The 16,514-nt window shown below is 63.4% G+C and carries 15 protein-coding genes; 10 read left to right on the top strand and 5 right to left on the bottom strand.

Going from position 1 to position 16,514, the window contains the following annotated elements:
• Positions 1-32: 32 nt before the first annotated feature.
• Positions 33-3,485 (top strand): DNA translocase FtsK, encoded by a 3,453-nt coding sequence (locus tag P3T21_RS21300; RefSeq protein ID WP_429257929.1) that lies wholly within the window; start codon positions 33-35, stop codon positions 3,483-3,485.
• 178 nt (positions 3,486-3,663) lie between these two features.
• On the opposite strand, the gene P3T21_RS21295 is transcribed toward P3T21_RS21300, so the two are convergent.
• Complete coding sequence (locus P3T21_RS21295; protein WP_429257928.1) at positions 3,664-4,821, bottom strand: lactonase family protein; 1,158 nt, start codon at positions 4,819-4,821, stop codon at positions 3,664-3,666.
• Between the two features lie 365 nt (positions 4,822-5,186).
• Here P3T21_RS21295 and P3T21_RS21290 point away from each other — a divergent pair, with 365 nt between their 5' ends.
• Positions 5,187-5,339 (top strand): DUF3096 domain-containing protein, encoded by a 153-nt coding sequence (locus tag P3T21_RS21290; protein WP_429257927.1) that lies wholly within the window; start codon positions 5,187-5,189, stop codon positions 5,337-5,339.
• Between the two features lie 137 nt (positions 5,340-5,476).
• On the opposite strand, the gene P3T21_RS21285 is transcribed toward P3T21_RS21290, so the two are convergent.
• Positions 5,477-5,722: a hypothetical protein gene (locus P3T21_RS21285; RefSeq protein ID WP_429257926.1), complete on the bottom strand. Its 246-nt coding sequence runs from the start codon at positions 5,720-5,722 to the stop codon at positions 5,477-5,479.
• 268 nt (positions 5,723-5,990) lie between these two features.
• Between P3T21_RS21285 and P3T21_RS21280 the strand changes: the two genes are divergently transcribed.
• Entirely contained in the window at positions 5,991-7,889 is a 1,899-nt protein-coding gene (locus tag P3T21_RS21280) for a glycoside hydrolase family 15 protein (RefSeq protein ID WP_429257925.1), read from the top strand.
• Between the two features lie 195 nt (positions 7,890-8,084).
• Entirely contained in the window at positions 8,085-9,371 is a 1,287-nt protein-coding gene (locus P3T21_RS21275; RefSeq protein ID WP_429257924.1) for a polyhydroxyalkanoate depolymerase, read from the top strand.
• Between the two features lie 62 nt (positions 9,372-9,433).
• Here the strand turns inward: P3T21_RS21275 and P3T21_RS21270 are convergent, their stop codons facing one another.
• Positions 9,434-10,066 (bottom strand): TetR family transcriptional regulator, encoded by a 633-nt coding sequence (locus P3T21_RS21270; protein WP_429257923.1) that lies wholly within the window; start codon positions 10,064-10,066, stop codon positions 9,434-9,436.
• Positions 10,067-10,367: 301 nt separating this feature from the next.
• On the opposite strand from P3T21_RS21270, the gene rsxB reads away from it, so the two are divergent.
• From rsxB to P3T21_RS21255, 3 genes are all read left to right on the top strand, one after another.
• A complete protein-coding gene (rsxB, locus tag P3T21_RS21265) occupies positions 10,368-11,249 on the top strand; it encodes an electron transport complex subunit RsxB (protein ID WP_429257922.1) in 882 nt (293 codons plus the stop codon).
• A gap of 8 nt (positions 11,250-11,257) precedes the next feature.
• Positions 11,258-11,902, top strand: coding sequence for an endonuclease III (gene nth, locus P3T21_RS21260; RefSeq protein WP_429257921.1), 645 nt, complete (start codon positions 11,258-11,260; stop codon positions 11,900-11,902).
• A gap of 179 nt (positions 11,903-12,081) precedes the next feature.
• Positions 12,082-12,516, top strand: coding sequence for a DUF1841 family protein (locus P3T21_RS21255; protein ID WP_429257920.1), 435 nt, complete (start codon positions 12,082-12,084; stop codon positions 12,514-12,516).
• A gap of 112 nt (positions 12,517-12,628) precedes the next feature.
• On the opposite strand, the gene P3T21_RS21250 is transcribed toward P3T21_RS21255, so the two are convergent.
• Positions 12,629-13,021 (bottom strand): c-type cytochrome, encoded by a 393-nt coding sequence (locus P3T21_RS21250; protein ID WP_429257919.1) that lies wholly within the window; start codon positions 13,019-13,021, stop codon positions 12,629-12,631.
• Positions 13,022-13,070: 49 nt separating this feature from the next.
• On the bottom strand, positions 13,071-13,439 hold the full coding sequence (locus P3T21_RS21245) for a c-type cytochrome (protein WP_429257918.1): 369 nt from the start codon (positions 13,437-13,439) through the stop codon (positions 13,071-13,073).
• Between the two features lie 299 nt (positions 13,440-13,738).
• Here P3T21_RS21245 and P3T21_RS21240 point away from each other — a divergent pair, with 299 nt between their 5' ends.
• The 3 genes from P3T21_RS21240 (at position 13,739) to P3T21_RS21230 (ending at position 16,506) form a co-directional block, all read left to right on the top strand.
• Positions 13,739-14,581 carry an AAA family ATPase gene (locus tag P3T21_RS21240; RefSeq protein ID WP_429257917.1) on the top strand — a complete coding sequence of 281 codons (843 nt, stop codon included), beginning with the start codon at positions 13,739-13,741 and terminating at the stop codon, positions 14,579-14,581.
• Positions 14,582-14,672: 91 nt separating this feature from the next.
• On the top strand, positions 14,673-15,263 hold the full coding sequence (locus P3T21_RS21235) for a GNAT family N-acetyltransferase (RefSeq protein WP_429257916.1): 591 nt from the start codon (positions 14,673-14,675) through the stop codon (positions 15,261-15,263).
• 67 nt (positions 15,264-15,330) lie between these two features.
• Positions 15,331-16,506 carry a vWA domain-containing protein gene (locus P3T21_RS21230; protein ID WP_429257915.1) on the top strand — a complete coding sequence of 392 codons (1,176 nt, stop codon included), beginning with the start codon at positions 15,331-15,333 and terminating at the stop codon, positions 16,504-16,506.
• Positions 16,507-16,514 lie beyond the last annotated feature (8 nt).

The raw sequence follows: 16,514 nt of genomic DNA, 5'->3' as shown, positions 1-16,514 counted from the left end.
CCGTCTGGCTTCTTCCCCTTTTGTGGCGTCTCGTGAAATCCGTTCTGCCCGGCGGCGCCGGGCTGCGCGGTCCGGGCACGATCCGTCTGTGGCTCGGCTTCGTCTGTGTGATGGTGACGAGTTGCACGCTCGAAGCCTCGCTGGTTCATATCGACGGCGTCAACGGTTTCGGGCACGCGATGGCGTCCGGGTTCGGGCATCTGCTCGGGCCGATCGGGACGCCGCTCGTGATGGCCGCGCTGCTGCTCGTGTGCGTGCCGTGGCTCGTGGGCTTTCGCTGGACACAGGCTGCGGTGTGGGCCGACGGCGCATTTGGCCTCGGCCTGTCGCGTCCGTTCTCGAAGCGCGATGACGAAGCGCGTCCGCGCTCGCGGCGCGGTGGTGGTGCTGCTGGCGCTGGTGATGCCCAGTCAACGCATATGGCTACGGCCACCCGTACGATGTCGCCGAAGTCCGAAGGCCGCTACGCGCGGCCGGTCGGCTGGCGACCGCCGGCGGTTGGGCGGGGGTCGGCGGCTGGCGGGGCTGCTTCGGGTGTTGCGGGTGTTACATCGACGTCGATGGGTGAAGCGCGCGCTTCCGGCTCACAAGCCGGCGCTGGCCGATTTCCGGGCACGCGCACCGACACGCGCGCAGCGGATGCTGCGCAGACTGGCGCTTCAGGCCGCACCGGTTCGATGATGCCGCCGCGACAGAACACGCGCGCCACGTCGTGGACTCCTTCCGAGCCGGTGGCGCCCGCTGGCTGGCTGCACGATCAGCCGGCGACGACGCCCCTGAATGCGTCTGCAGCTGGCGCTGTGTCGGGCCGATCCAGTAAGGATGCCTTGCAAGCTGGCGTGCACGCCGGCGCAGCGGCTGGCGCGGGTTCGGCGCTGGCCGGCTTGCGTGGCGCAGGCGCTGCTGCGGCGAGTGGCGCATCGATGACCGGCTCGACACGTCCCGTCTCCGGATCCGTTGCGGCAACGTCGCGTCAGGAACACCCTGCGCCTGACACGGCGCGCGCCCCCGCATATTCGCGCCCGTCGCCTGGCGCCCCGCGCGTCCAGCCGCCCGCCAGCGTGCAGGAGACGTTGCGCAGCATCGAGGAAAACGCCGCCCGCTGGACGACACTGGCCGGCGCCGGACTTGCGCGCGTCAGTGCGTCTGAAACTGCCGACGGCAATACGAGTTCGACTGCCGGGCCGTCCGCTGCGAATCGCGTGGAAGACATTCCGCCTGCAGTGACGCCGGTCGAAGCAATGGTCGAGACTCCGTCGGTAGCGGCAGTAACGCCCGTCGCTGCTGGGGCGCACGTCGAAATCACACCGGCGCCTGCGTTGAGCGAAAACGTCACGCCGGTTCAAATCCAGCCTGTGGCGGAACACGTTCAGATCGAGACGTCGGCTGGGATCGACACGACGTCCGCAGCACAATCCGCAACCGCAGCCGTCACGCACGCCGTTACCGAGGCTGCTGCCATTGCGCCGGCAACTACCGAAGCCGCCGCCGAAACATCCGTGACCGGCGCGTTCATCGCTCCGACGGAACCGCCCATCGTCGCGCCGTGGGAAACCGCGGCCGGCGAACTCGACGATGTCGTCGATGACGTCGCAGCGTTGAGAACCGGCTCATCGACGGCATCGCACCATCACGTTTTTGCACCGACGCATGGCAACGACGCGTCGTCGCGACCCGTTGCACCGTCGCTCCACGTAGTCAACGTACAGCCGGCTGAACAGGAAGCAGCGGCAGCCGAAGCGGCCGAAGCAGAAGCCGAAACAGGAGCACAGCCCGACCACTCCCCTGCCCCGTCGAACATCGTGCGTTTCCCTGGCGCGCCGCTGACCGGCGTCACGACAGGCGTCGAAAACGCGTCCAGCGAAAACGAAGAAGAAGCCGGCGACGAAACCAGCAGCGAAATCCGTACCGCCGCCGAAGCCCCGCCCGCGCCGACCGTCATCGCCCCGGCGCCGCCACGTGGCCACGCGCCGACCGGTTTCGAATTCCACGCGCCGGCGGCATCGATGGTCGAACTGCCGTCGCTCGATCTGCTCGAACGCACCTCGTCCGACGTCGAACCGGTCTCCGAAGAAAGGCTCGCCGAAACCAGCCAGCTGATCGAGCAGCGTCTGCAGGAATTCAAGGTGCCGGTGACCGTGGTCGGCGCATCGGCCGGCCCTGTCATCACACGCTTCGAAGTCGAACCCGCGCTCGGCGTGCGCGGCAGCCAGATCGTCGGGCTGATGAAGGATCTGTCGCGCGGCCTCGGACTCACGTCGATCCGCGTCGTCGAAACAATTCCCGGCAAGACCTGCATGGGTCTCGAACTGCCGAACGCGAAGCGCCAGATGATCCGCCTTTCGGAGATTCTCGAAGCGGGCGTCTACCAGAACTCGCGCTCGAACCTGACGCTCGCGATGGGCAAGGACATCACCGGCCACCCGGTGGTCGCCGATCTGGCCAAGGCGCCGCACATGCTCGTCGCGGGCACGACGGGTTCGGGCAAGTCGGTGGCGATCAACGCGATGATCGTCTCGCTGCTTTACAAGGCGACGCCCGAAGAAGTGCGCCTCATCATGATCGACCCGAAGATGCTGGAGCTGTCTGTCTACGAAGGCATTCCCCATCTGCTCGCGCCGGTTGTCACCGACATGAAGCTGGCGGCGAACGCACTCAACTGGTGTGTCGGCGAGATGGAGAAGCGCTACCGGCTGATGTCGGCCGTGGGCGTGCGCAATCTCGCGGGCTTCAACCAGAAAATTCGCGACGCCGAAGCCAGCGGCAAGAAGCTCGGCAATCCGTTCTCGTTGACGCCTGAGGCGCCGGAGCCGCTCGCGCCGCTGCCACTGATCGTTGTCGTGATCGACGAGCTCGCCGACCTGATGATGGTCGCCGGCAAGAAGATCGAAGAGTTGATCGCGCGCCTGGCGCAGAAGGCGCGCGCCGCCGGCATCCACCTGATTCTCGCGACGCAGCGTCCTTCGGTCGACGTCATCACCGGCCTCATCAAGGCGAACATTCCGACGCGCGTGGCGTTTCAGGTGTCGTCGAAGATCGACTCGCGCACGATCCTCGACCAGATGGGCGCGGAGTCGCTGCTCGGCCAGGGCGACATGCTGTTCCTGCCGCCGGGCACCGGCTACCCGCAGCGCGTGCACGGCGCATACGTCGAAGACGAGGAAGTGCACCGTATCGTCGAGTATCTGAAGCAGTTCGGCGAGCCGCAATACGAGGAAGGCATTCTCGATGGCCCGGCAACCGAAGGCGCGACGCAGGACCTGTTCGGCGAAGCACCGGATGCCGAAGCCGATCCGCTCTACGACGAAGCCGTGGCGTTCGTCGTGCGTACGCGGCGCGCATCGATCTCGTCGGTGCAGCGGCAGTTGCGCATCGGCTACAACCGCGCGGCACGTCTCGTCGAGCAGATGGAAACTGCGGGCCTGGTTTCCGCAATGGGCATCAACGGTAGCCGCGAAGTGCTCGCGCCTGGACCGGCCGAGTAGCGTATCGTTCGCGGAAACAACGACGCCTGGAAACAGAAACGGCGGCATCTCATCTCGAGATGCCGCCGTTTCTGTTTCCGCGAGGACACGACGTGAAGCCACGTGCCGCGCACCGACGTCTTCATTGTGCAAACCGCGTTGAACCCGGACGCGCGGTCGGTCGACGTGCCCCGCTCGTTCAGCCCGGCGAAATCAGCTTGAAATCCACCGGCGAATCGATATCGATGCGCTTCGGATTCGCCTCCAGCAAACCCGTCTGCGGGTCGCGCCGGAACACGTACACGGTCGCGCTGTTCTGGTTGCCGACGATCAGCCATTTGCCCGTCGGATCGATGGCGAATTCGCGAGGCGCTGCGCCGAGACTCGACTGATGGCCGGCCCGCTTCAGATGCCCGTTTGCCGGGTCGACCGCAAAGATCACAATCTCGTTCGCGTCGCCGCGATTGCTTACGTACACGAAGCGCCCGTCCGGCGACGGATGGATCGCCGCTGCACCCACCTTGCCCTTGAAGCCCGGCCTGGTGAGCGGCAGCGACTGCAGCAACGTGAGGTTGCCGTCGTCGTAGCGGAACGTTTCGACGGTCGCGGCCATCTCGCTCGTCAGGTACGCATACCTGCCGCTGGCACCGAACACGAGATGACGTGGACCGGAGCCGGGTTTCATCGCCGTGTAGCGTGTTTCCGTGGGGCCAAGCAACCCGCGGCTGCCGTCGGGCGTGTAGCGATATGAATAGACCTTGTCCGTGCCGAGATCCTGCGCGAACAGATAGCGACCATCGGGCGAGAAGACCGTGGAATGCACGTGCGCGTTGTCCTGCCGCCCTTTCACCGGGCCACCGCCATCATGATGGACGGTCAGCACGGCCGCGCCAACCTGGCCATCCGGCTGGAGCGGAAACACCGAGAAGCTGCCGCCAGGATTGGCCGCGACCGAGTAATTGGCGGTCGTCAGGTACCTGCCGTCCGGCGAGATGCTCAGATAGCACGGATCGTTGCCTTCCGACGAGACCTGGTTCAGAAACGTCAACTGGCCGCTTTGCGGATCGAAGCCGAACGCACTGATGCCGCCGCGCTGGCTCGCGGGTCCGTTGTCGCCGGGCAGCTCGTTGACGGCATACACATGACGCCGGTCGCTGCTCACCACGAGATACGACGGGTTCACGGTCTTCGCCGAGGAAACAGGCGTGACATCGCCGGTCTTCGTGTCGAAGCGGTACACGTAGATGCCTTCGCTCCTGCCGCCCGTGTACGTGCCGACGAGCAGGTCGTACACGCCGTCTGCAGGAACGGCTGCGGCGCCCTGGGCAAATGCCTGGCTTGCAACAATAGAGACCATAAGTGCGAAACCTTTTATTATCGAGCGGGCAGACAGCAAAGCAGCTTTCGATGCGGAGGGTGGCACGGCGAATGCTGCAGCGCGGCGACGGAAAGGCATGACGGGCTCCTTTGACATCGTGTTGTTCCGGTCAGGGTGTCACGGGTCTGCCACGCGTGTGATCTCGTTGTTTTGTGCTTCGGCAAGTATAGGAGTGTTGCACCGGAACGCACAGCCTGAAAGGCTGACAGGCAGGTTTCAGGTTCGTTACTGCACCTGAATTCATGCTGGTTTCACAGGCGACAGGATGCGAGGCGAGGCATCACGCGTCGTGCGCCCGGCAGGTTGTACTTTCAACAAAAACAGTTCCAACCCGTGGAGTTTTCATGAACATCACACTCAGTCTTGGTCCGCTCGTTGCCCTGATCGCCGGCATTCTCATTCTCATCATGCCGCGTCTGCTTAACTACATCGTGGCGCTGTATCTGATCATCATCGGGCTCATCGGCGTCTTCGACATGGGAAGCAAGCATTTCTGACCCGGCGGCACGTTTGCCGACGGGCGCAGGCGCGCGACGACACGCACCCGCTTCCGGGCGCGCTGTCGGGTAGAACCACTTGAAGCACCGTGAACACGGGCGGCGCCGATGGCCGCCCCATCCAGACAATCAGGCCATCAGCCGTTCGAGAGCTGGTCGAGGCGGAGCTTGCCCTGCAACGACAGGCCGCCGACGGCATAATGACCGTCGTTTTCCTGATAACGCGTGAAGCACGCGCGCTCGACGAGAAATGCCGCAGCCGTTTCCATTCCGTTGCGGGAAAGGCCAAGCTGGTCAGGATCGAGCGGGAGCATCGCGTCGTCGGCGAGCGTGCTGGCGGCGGAGAGTATGGTGATGCAATCCGATTTCGACAGGTTCAGCATGGCTTCAATCCTCGAAAAACAGCGTTGCGTGGGAAAGGTATAAAGCGATACGAAGCGGTAGAAAAGTGCAACACATGAACATGACACCAGGTTGGGCCCAAAGTGCCCGTTACCTGTCAGACGTCCGGATTGTAAGCAGCCATATTTCAGAATGCCAGTCATGGTTGACCATACTTCGTGTTGAATCCGACGCCTTCACACCGGTCCGGCATGACGCTGCCCGTGACCTGTCCAACGCGCCTGCGACGCGCTCTTATCCGCCCTCCCCATGCCCTCTCTCATTGAAGACTACGCACTCGTCGGCGACGGCCACACCGCCGCACTGATCGCCCGCAACGGTTCCGTCGACTGGCTCTGCTGGCCGCGCTTCGACTCCGGCGCGTGCTTCGCGGCCCTGCTCGGCACCGCGGACAACGGCCGCTGGCTGATCGCACCCGTCGTCGACAAAGGCGCGCCGGCGCCCGTCTCGTCGCGCCGCTATCGGGGCGAAACGCTGATTCTCGAGACCGATTTCGAAACGCCCGAAGGCGCGGTCACGGTCATCGATTTCATGCCGCCGGGTAACGGCACGTCTGAACTCGTGCGGATCGTCGTCGGCAAACGCGGCACCGTGCGCATGCAGATGGAACTGGTTTTGCGCTTCGACTACGGCTATTCCGTGCCGTGGGTCAGCCGTCTTGCCAACGACAGCGGCATCAAGGCCGTCGTCGGTCCCGACACCGCCGTGCTGCGTACACCGATCGACGTGCGCGGCGAAAATATGCGCACCGTCGCCGAATTCACGGTGACGGCCGGTGAGCGTGTGCCGTTCACGCTGACCTACACGTCGTCGCATCTGCGCACGCCGCACGCCCGCGATCCGCACACCGCGCTCGCCCGCACCGAAAACTACTGGCTCGAATGGTCGGCACGCGGCACCGTCACCGGCCGCTGGGCCGAGCCGATCCGGCGCTCGCTGATCACGCTGAAAGCGCTGGCCTACGAACCGACGGGCGGCATCGTCGCGGCACCGACCACGTCGCTGCCGGAACATCTCGGCGGCACGCGCAACTGGGATTACCGCTATTGCTGGCTGCGCGACGCGACGATCACCCTGCTCGCGATGATGCGCGGCGGCTACTATGACGAAGCGCGCGCGTGGCGTCAGTGGCTGGGCCGCGTGATGGCCGGCTCGCCGCAGCAGTTGCAGATCATGTATGGCATCGCCGGCGAGCGGCGCCTCCCGGAGTTCGAACTCGACTGGCTGCCCGGCTATCAGGGCGCCAAACCGGTGCGTGTCGGCAACAACGCCGTCGACCAGCTGCAACTCGACGTCTACGGCGAAGTGATGAACGCGCTACATCTGGCGCGCATCGGCGGTCTGCAGGCGGACGAAACCGCGTGGAACATCCAGTGCGCGATGCTCGTCCACCTCGAAAAGATCTGGAACCAGCCCGACGAAGGCATCTGGGAAACGCGCGGCGGGCCCCAGCATTTCACGTTTTCGAAGGTAATGGCATGGGTCGCGTTCGATCGCGCGATCAAATCGGCCGAATCATTCGATCTGCCGGCGCCGCTCGATCACTGGCACGCCGTCCGCGCGCAGATTCACACAGATGTCTGCGAAAAAGGCTATAACGCTTCGTTGAACGCGTTCACGCAGGTTTACGGCGGCGATGAACTCGATGCGAGCGTCCTGCTACTGCCGCTCCTCGGCTTCCTGCCGCCGTCCGACCCGCGCATCGCGGGCACGGTCGCGGGCGTCGAGAAGTTTCTGCTACATGACGGTTTTGTGATGCGCTACCGAACAACCGAATTCAACGACGGCCTGCCGCCCGGTGAAGGCACGTTCCTCGCATGCAGCTTCTGGATGGTGGACAACCTGGCGTTACAGGGCCGCGTGAAGGAAGCGACCGCGATGTACGAGCGCCTGCTGTCGCTGGCGAACGATGTCGGCCTGCTTTCGGAGGAATATGACCCGGCGGCACAGCGACTTGTCGGGAATTTTCCTCAGGGCTTTTCCCATGTCGCACTGGTCCATACAGGGCTGAATCTGATGAAACACGAGCAGGAAATGGCAAAGGCGACCGGACAGCCGCCCCACGACAGCCCCGCCCCTAATGGAAATGCGGGGAATGCGGAGGTTGCGACCCGGAAAACCATTCCAGGTGCCGCGCCAAATCCTTGATTTATTTACATTCCTTACGTGCGGTGCGACACGGTTGTTGCGTTGCACAATCGGTGTTTGTCCGATATCATGAATTTCGAATGTCGGCCGATAACCAATGGTCCACTGACGGTCCACGACCAATACCGGCCTCGCCACAACGCATTACGCGTTTTTGCGCCGCCCCACGCGAACAACACTAACGCTGGAGCACCCATGCTCTATCAACTGCACGAATTCCAGCGGGCACTTTTGAGCCCGCTTACCGCCTGGGCCCAGGCCGCGTCGAAATCCTTCGCGAATCCGGCCAGTCCGCTTGCCTACGTACCGGGGGCGACCCGCCTGTCCGCCGGCTACGAGCTCCTGTATCGCCTCGGCAAGGATTACGAAAAACCCGAGTTCAACCTGCACCAGATTGTCAAAGACGGTCATAAGATTCCAATCGTCGAGCAGACGGTCATCGAAAAGCCGTTTTGCCGCCTGCTGCGCTTCAAGCGCTATGCAGACGACAGCGGCGCCGTCACGCAACTGAAGGATGAGCCGGTCGTGCTGGTGTGCGCGCCGCTGTCGGGCCATCACTCCACGCTGTTGCGCGACACCGTGCGTACGCTGCTGCAGGATCACAAGGTCTACATCACCGACTGGATCGATGCGCGCATGGTGCCGCTCGAAGACGGCGCGTTCCATCTCGACGACTACATCGCATACATCCAGGAGTTCGTTCGCCACATCGGCGCGAAGGATCTGCACGTGATCTCGGTGTGCCAGCCGACTGTGCCGGTGCTCGCAGCGATCTCGCTGATGGCGAGCCGCGGCGAAGACACGCCGCGCACGATGACGATGATGGGCGGCCCGATCGACGCCCGCAAGAGCCCGACGGCCGTCAACTCGCTCGCCACGCAGCACTCGTACGAATGGTTCGACAACAACGTGATCTACACGGTGCCGCCGAACTATCCGGGTGTCGGTCGCAAGGTCTATCCGGGCTTCCTGCAGCACACCGGCTTCGTCGCAATGAATCCGGAACGGCATGCAGCGTCGCACTGGGATTACTACCAGAGCCTGATGCGCGGCGATGAGGAAGACGCCGAGCAGCATCGCCGCTTCTATGACGAGTACAACGCCGTGCTCGACATGGCCGCCGAGTACTACCTCGAAACGATCCAGATCGTGTTCCAGGAATTCCGTCTGGCGGAAGGCACGTGGGACGTCGCGGGTGAACGCGTGCGTCCGCAGGACATCACGCGCACCGCCCTCTTCACGATCGAAGGAGAGCTCGACGACATCTCCGGCAGCGGTCAGACGCGTGCCGCGCAGGAGCTGTGCAGCGGCATCCCGGAGGAGAACAAGCAGCATTTCACCGCCGAGAAGTGCGGTCACTACGGCATTTTCTCGGGCCGTCGCTGGCGCACCATCGTCTATCCGCAGTTGCGCGACTTCATCCTCGAGCACAACAAGCCGTTCACGGCTGAAAAGAAGGAAAGGATCGCGCAGCAGGCGTAACGCTGCAACCATTGCGTCCGCTGCGCCGGTGAAGGGCGCAGCGGCGTCCTGACGACGTCACCCTAGCGGCGCATCAGATACGCCAGCAGCAACTCAGTGTTCATCTGCACGATTTCGCTACGCTCGCTGACCGAGCTGAAATCGCGGCCGAGCGTCGCTTCGAGCGTGAAGCGGTTCGACACGATGTAATACCCCATCCCCGACAACGTCACGTAGAAGCGCAACGGGTCCACGCTCGTGCGGAACAGTCCTGCGCGCTGGCCGCGTTCGAGGATATTGCCGAGCGTCGCGACGATGGGCGAGATCATTTCGCGGATGCGCGTCGACTTCTGCATGTAGCGTGCCTCATGCAGGTTCTCGTTGTTCACGAGCCGGAGCAGTTCGGGGTGATCGCGGTAGTAGTCCCAGACGAAATGCGCGAGCCGCGTGATCGCCTCGACGGGCGCGATGCCGGCGAGGTCGAGCGTGCGTTCGGCTTCGGTGAGCGCGCTGAACGCGTGCTCCAGGACCGCGGTGAACAGTTGCTCCTTGCTACCGAAGTAGTAATAGAGCATGCGTTCATTGGTTTCCGCGCGGCGGGCAATCTGGTCGACGCGTGCGCCGAACAACCCACCATTTGCAAATTCCTCGGCCGCCGCGAGCAGGATGCGGCGACGGGTGCCTTCAGGATCTCTTTTGATTTTCGGCTGATTCATGGTGGCATCGTGCTTCGTGAGCCGCGTTATCCGGATCGTGCCGCCAGCCTCTCTCCTCGGCCAGGTACCTGCGGCACTGAGCGGGCGCGCCATGGTTGGGGGACACCCTGTTGCGGTCTTTCGAAAAAGCGCTTCGATTATGGCACATGGTTTGCGAAGCACAATCAGGGAAATCGGCGATAATCCCTTATTTGGCGGAAGCCCCGTCGCGCAAGCCCTCCGGCCTTGCTGCACACCGCCGCCGCGCGCCCGGCCGGGCCTTTTTTGACATCAGTCTGGCCTGCCAGCAAGCCCTCAAGTCTTGACCGTGACCGATTCCTTAACACTAGCTGATCGCATCGAAGATCTGCTGCCCCAGACCCAATGCACGAAGTGCGGCTACGCCGGTTGCCGCCCCTACGCCGAAGCGATTGCCCTTGGCGAGGCGAACTACAACCAGTGCCCGCCGGGCGGCGTCGAAGGCATCGCGCGCCTGGCCGGCCTGCTCGGCCAGCCTGTGATCCCGCTCAATCCGGCGAACGGCATCGAGCGTCCACGACCGCTGGCCGTTATCGACGAAAACCTGTGCATCGGCTGCACGCTGTGCATGCAGGCGTGTCCGGTCGATGCGATCGTCGGTGCACCCAAACAGATGCACACCGTGATCGAGGCGCTCTGCACCGGGTGCGATCTTTGCGTTCCGCCCTGCCCCGTCGACTGCATTGCGATGGTGCCTGCCACCGGCGAACGCACTGGCTGGGATGCGTGGTCGCAGGAACTCGCCAACGCAGCCCGCGAACGCTACGAGCAACGCAACGCCCGCCTCGCGCGCGAGCGTGAAGCCGCCGAAGCGCGTGCTGCGGCGCGCCGGGCGTCGAGTTCTGCTTCGGCCGCTGCTGACGCGCCTTCGGTTGCCGCGTCTTCTGCTGCTGTGACGTCTACCACCGTTGTCGCGGACGACCCCGAAGCCAGGAAACGCGCGATCATCCAGGCCGCGCTCGACCGCGCGCGCAGGAAGAAGGAAGAACTCGCCGCTCAGGGCAAAGGCCCGCAAAACACCCAGCAGGTGAGCGCCGATGTCCAGGCGCAGATCGACGCGGCCGAAGCGCGCCGTCGCCGGCTCGGCATTGCGCAGGACGACAACGCCAGCGACGCGGCCCCGTCCACGCAAGACGCCAGCGGCACCCAACCACCGAAATCCTGACAGCCAGCATGAACGCGAACAAACGCCGCGCTATCTACGAGACGCTGCAGGAACTCAACCCGCATCCGACAACCGAACTCGAATACACGACGCCGTTCGAACTGCTGATCGCCGTCATGCTGTCGGCGCAGGCCACTGACGTTTCGGTCAACAAGGCGATGCGCCGGATGTTCCCGGTGGCGAACACGCCGCAAACGGTCTTCGATCTCGGTGAAGAAGGCGTCGCCGACTACATCAAGACGATCGGGCTTTACCGTACCAAGGCGAAGAACGTCATCGCGACCTGCCGCGTCCTGCTCGACCAGTTCGGCGGCGCAGTGCCGGACGACCGCGAGGCGCTGGAAAGTTTGCCGGGCGTCGGACGCAAGACCGCGAACGTGATCCTGAATACGGCGTTCGGCCATCCGACGATTGCCGTCGATACGCACATCTTTCGGGTTGCCAATCGAACCGGGCTTGCGCCGGGCAAGGATGTGCGCGCAGTCGAAATCGCGCTGGAGAAATTCACACCCGCCGAATTCCGGCATGATGCCCATCACTGGCTGATCCTGCATGGGCGATATGTGTGCAAGGCGCGTCGGCCGGAATGCTGGCATTGCGTCATCGAGCCGTTGTGCGAGTACCGGCCGAAGACCCCGCCGCCGGAGCTTTGAGGCGCGACGGCTGAGGGCTGAGGGCTGGTCGCTGGCGGCCGCATCGTAGCGTGCGCCATGATGCGGGAGGCACGCCGCCACGCATCAACCCGACGCCCTCAGCGAACCTTCCCCCGCCGACGTAAAATACCCGCTTGCCGTTGCCATCAGCACGCCGCCCCATCCTCGATACCACCACGATGTTCAATCCCAGCCGCGACGAAGTCCGCCTCTTTTTCACTGACACCTGGCGCAAGCAGCGCGCAGGCGAAATCCTGACGCCGCTCGAAGCCATCGCCGCCGACTGGATCGTCGAGCACCCGGAATATCACGCCGACCTGACGAACGTCGAAGGCGCCCCGGCGCAGGACTACTCGCCTGAACGCGGCCAGACCAATCCTTTCCTGCATCTGTCGATGCATCTGGCGATCACCGAGCAACTGTCGATCGATCAGCCGCCTGGTATCCGCGCGGCACACGAGCGCCTCGCATCGCGTCTCGGCTCGACCCATGATGCGCAGCACGCGATCATGGATTGTCTCGGCGAAACCATCTGGGAAGCGCAGCGTACCGGCACGCCACCGGATACCGATGCGTATCTCGCACGCATCGAGCGCCGCGCTTCGCGCGACTGAACGACCTCGGCTCAAGCGCGCATATCAGCCAGCAGCCGGAATTCGACGCCCAAAAGCAGAACACCCCGCCGAAGCGGGGTGTTCCATTTCAACCGGCTGAAGAACACCGTAATTACTTTTTCTGCACGAGATCGCCGTCGATCGATTCGACGTAGGCGCCGATGTCCTTCATGTCGTTCGGCGACAGACTTTGCACCTGCACCTGCATGATCGAGTTGTTACGACCGAGGTGCGGGTTGCCCGTGCCCATCTGATACTGACGTAGCGCCCAGTAGATGTAATCGGCGTGCTGCCCTGCGAGCTTCGGAAACTCCGGGCTCACCGGTTTGTTCATGTTCGGACCGTGGCAGGCCGCGCAGTTGTGCGAATCAGCGAGCACCTTGCCATTGGAGGCATCGGCGGCATGCGCCGCGTTCGATGCGACGAGGCCCGTGAATGCGATCGTCGCAACCGTCGCGCACGCAGCCTTCAATACCGTGTGGAGTGCCTGATGGGGCTTCTTCATGAATTCTCCTATCCCGCGAATGTGGTGAACTGTGGGTGACCTGTACCGATCACTTGTCGGGATTGTTCTTCGAAGAGGATGTCTGCGCCGCGTAGTACGCCGCGACATCGGCGATGTCCTGGTCCGACAGCGACGCCGCGATGGCGTGCATGGAGTCGAAGTGGCGGTCACCCTTCCGGTAGGCGCGCAGCGCGCTTTCGAGGTAGGCCTGGTTCTGGCCGCCCAGCTTCGGCACCCGGTAGACCTCCGGGTACGCGGTGCGATATTCGGGGATGCCGTGGCAGCCGATACACATCGCGACCTTGCCCTGGCCCGCCTTCGCGTTGCCAACGACATCCGCTGCCTGCGCGCTGGCCGCAAAGCCTGCGAGCGCTGACAGCGCTGCGATCACGAGGTGTTTGCCGACGATTTTGTTCATAGGTTCTAACCTGGCATGAGGGGAAAACGGGCGCCCGAAAAAGGCAACGGCCTGCGCCGTTATTCTTGTAGAGGTGCCACGCAGGCCAAAAAAATCGCGCTAATTGTACCGCGACGCTACGCCGGGCGTCCACATGGCGGCCGCGAGGCCTCAATGCAGCGCCGCTCCAGCATGCCGCCCGCGTACGTCCAGCGCACAATCGAACGCGGTCGACACCGGGTTCACACCCTACCCGAGCCCGCTTCGGCCCAACAGGGCTTCTGACTTATACTGGACTTTTTCCGGGAGAGCAGTTCGCCATGCGCTTCGAAGGCTCATCGCAATACGTCGCCACCGACGACCTCAAACTCGCGGTCAATGCCGCGATGACGCTCAAACGGCCGCTCCTGATCAAGGGCGAGCCGGGCACGGGCAAGACCATGCTCGCCGAAGAAGTCGCGGCGGCGCTGGGCATGCCGCTTCTGCAGTGGCACATCAAGTCCACCACGAAGGCGCAGCAGGGCCTCTACGAGTATGACGCGGTCTCGCGTCTGCGTGATTCGCAGCTCGGTGACGAGCGCGTGAAGGACATCCGCAACTACATCGTGAAGGGCGTGCTGTGGCAGGCGTTCGAATCGGACGAACAGGTCGTGCTGCTGATCGACGAGATCGACAAGGCCGACATCGAATTCCCGAACGACCTGCTGCGTGAACTCGATCGCATGGAGTTCTACGTGTACGAGACGCGCGAACTCGTGAAGGCGAAACAGCGTCCGCTCGTCATCATCACGTCGAACAACGAAAAGGAACTGCCCGACGCGTTCCTGCGCCGCTGCTTCTTCCACTACATCCGCTTTCCCGATGCAGAGACGATGCAGCAGATCGTCGAGGTCCACTATCCGGGCATCAAGAGGGAACTGCTGGCCGCCGCGCTGCAGAGCTTCTTCGAACTGCGCAACGTGTCGGGTCTGAAGAAGAAGCCGTCGACGTCCGAACTGCTCGACTGGCTGAAGCTGCTGCTCGCCGAAGATATTCCGCCGGAAGCACTCCGCTCGGCCGACCAGAAGCAGATCATTCCGCCGCTGCACGGCGCGCTGTTGAAGAACGAGCAGGACGTGAGCCTCTTCGAACGCCTCATTTTCATGAACCGCAACAACCGGTAATCCGCGTTGGGCGCAGGGGTGCGACAGATTGTCGCGGCCCTGCCCTCACGTGAAAAACGTCATCGCACGCACCCGCACGGAGATTCGTTACATGAGCCGCTGGATAGAGCCCGTTACGCTGAAGGGCCAGCACGTCATTCTGGAACCGCTGACGCTCGATCACGAGCAGGCGATCGCCGCCGCGGCGGCAGATGGCGAGTTGTGGACGCTCTGGTACACGAGCGTGCCCGCGCCCGGCACTGAACGCGCGTGGATCGAAGCCGCGCTCTCGATGCGCGATAACCTCGGCGCACTACCCTTCGCGGTGCGCGATGCCGTCTCCGGCGAAATCGTCGGGTCGACGCGTATGTTCAACGTCGAGGCAGCACACCGTCGGCTCGAGATCGGTCACACGTGGTACGCGAAACGCGTGCAACGCACGCCGCTCAACACCGAAGCGAAGCTCCTGCTGCTCACGCACGCGTTCGAATCGCTGAAAGCCATTGCGGTCGAGTTCCGCACGCATTTCATGAACCATCAGTCGCGCACCGCGATTGCGCGCCTCGGCGCGAAGCAGGACGGCATCCTGCGCAATCACCAGATCGGCAAGGATGGCGTGTTGCGCGACACGGTCGTGTTCTCGATCATCGAGTCGGAATGGCCCGCCGTGCGCGCCCATCTGAAATACAAGCTCGAGCGCTAAGGCCAGCGGCACAACCGGAGCGCGGAAACATGGCAACGCACGGGCCCGAAGACGCAGAGGAAACAGCATGCTAATCGACTTCTTCTTTTCGCTACGCACCGCAAAGCTGCCGGTTTCGGTCAAGGAATACCTGACGCTGCTCGAAGCGCTGAAGGCGAATGTCATCGCGCCATCGCTCGATGAGTTCTATTACCTCGCGCGTCTCACGCTCGTGAAAGACGAGCAGTATTTCGATCGCTTCGATCAGGCGTTCGGCGAGTATTTTCACGGTGTCGCGGGCAAGACGGAACTTGCGTTCGACATCCCGCCCGACTGGCTGAAGAAGAAACTCGAGCGCGATTTCACGCCCGAAGAGAAAGCGCAGATCGAAGCGATGGGCGGCCTCGACAAGCTGATGGAGCGCCTGAAGGAACGCTTCGAAGAGCAGAAAGAGCGTCACGAAGGCGGCAACAAGTGGATCGGTACGGGCGGCACGTCGCCGTTCGGCCATGGTGGCTATAACCCGGAAGGCATCCGCATCGGCGGCGATGCGTCGGGTCATCGCAGCGCCGTGAAGGTCTGGGAAGCGCGCGCGTATAAAGACTATGACGACCACGTCGAAATCGGCACGCGCAACATCAAGATCGCACTGCGACGCCTGCGCCGCTTCGCGCGCGAAGGCGCCGCCGAAGAACTCGATCTGCCCGACACGATCCGCAGTACGGCGGCAAACGCCGGCTGGCTCGATCTGAAGATGGTGCCCGAGCGGCACAACAACGTGAAGGTGCTGATGCTGCTCGACGTCGGCGGCTCGATGGACGATCACATCAAGCGCACCGAAGAACTCTTTTCGGCGACGAAGGCCGAGTTCAAGCACCTCGAGTTCTACTACTTCCACAACTGCGTCTACGACTACCTGTGGAAGAACAACCGCCGACGTCATGCAGAACGCACGCCGACGTTCGACGTGCTGCACAAGTTCACGCCCGACTACAAGCTGATCTTCGTCGGCGACGCGACGATGAGCCCGTACGAAGTCGTGCAGGCCGGCGGCTCGGTCGAATACAACAACACCGAGCCGGGCGCCGTATGGCTGCGGCGTCTCGCCGACCAGTTCCCGCATTTCGCCTGGCTCAACCCCGAACCGGAAGGTTTGTGGCAATACCGGCAGTCGGTGTCGATCATCCGCGAAGTACTCGGTCAGCGGATGTATCCGCTGACGCTCGCCGGCCTCGAAGCCGCGATGCGCGTGCTGAGCAAATAACTCATCCC

The sequence above is a fragment of the Paraburkholderia sp. GAS334 genome, assembly GCF_050436625.1.
GTDB lineage: Bacteria > Pseudomonadota > Gammaproteobacteria > Burkholderiales > Burkholderiaceae > Paraburkholderia.
Note: the sequence above shows the minus strand (reverse complement) of the source record. Positions and strands in the feature narration are given on the sequence as shown.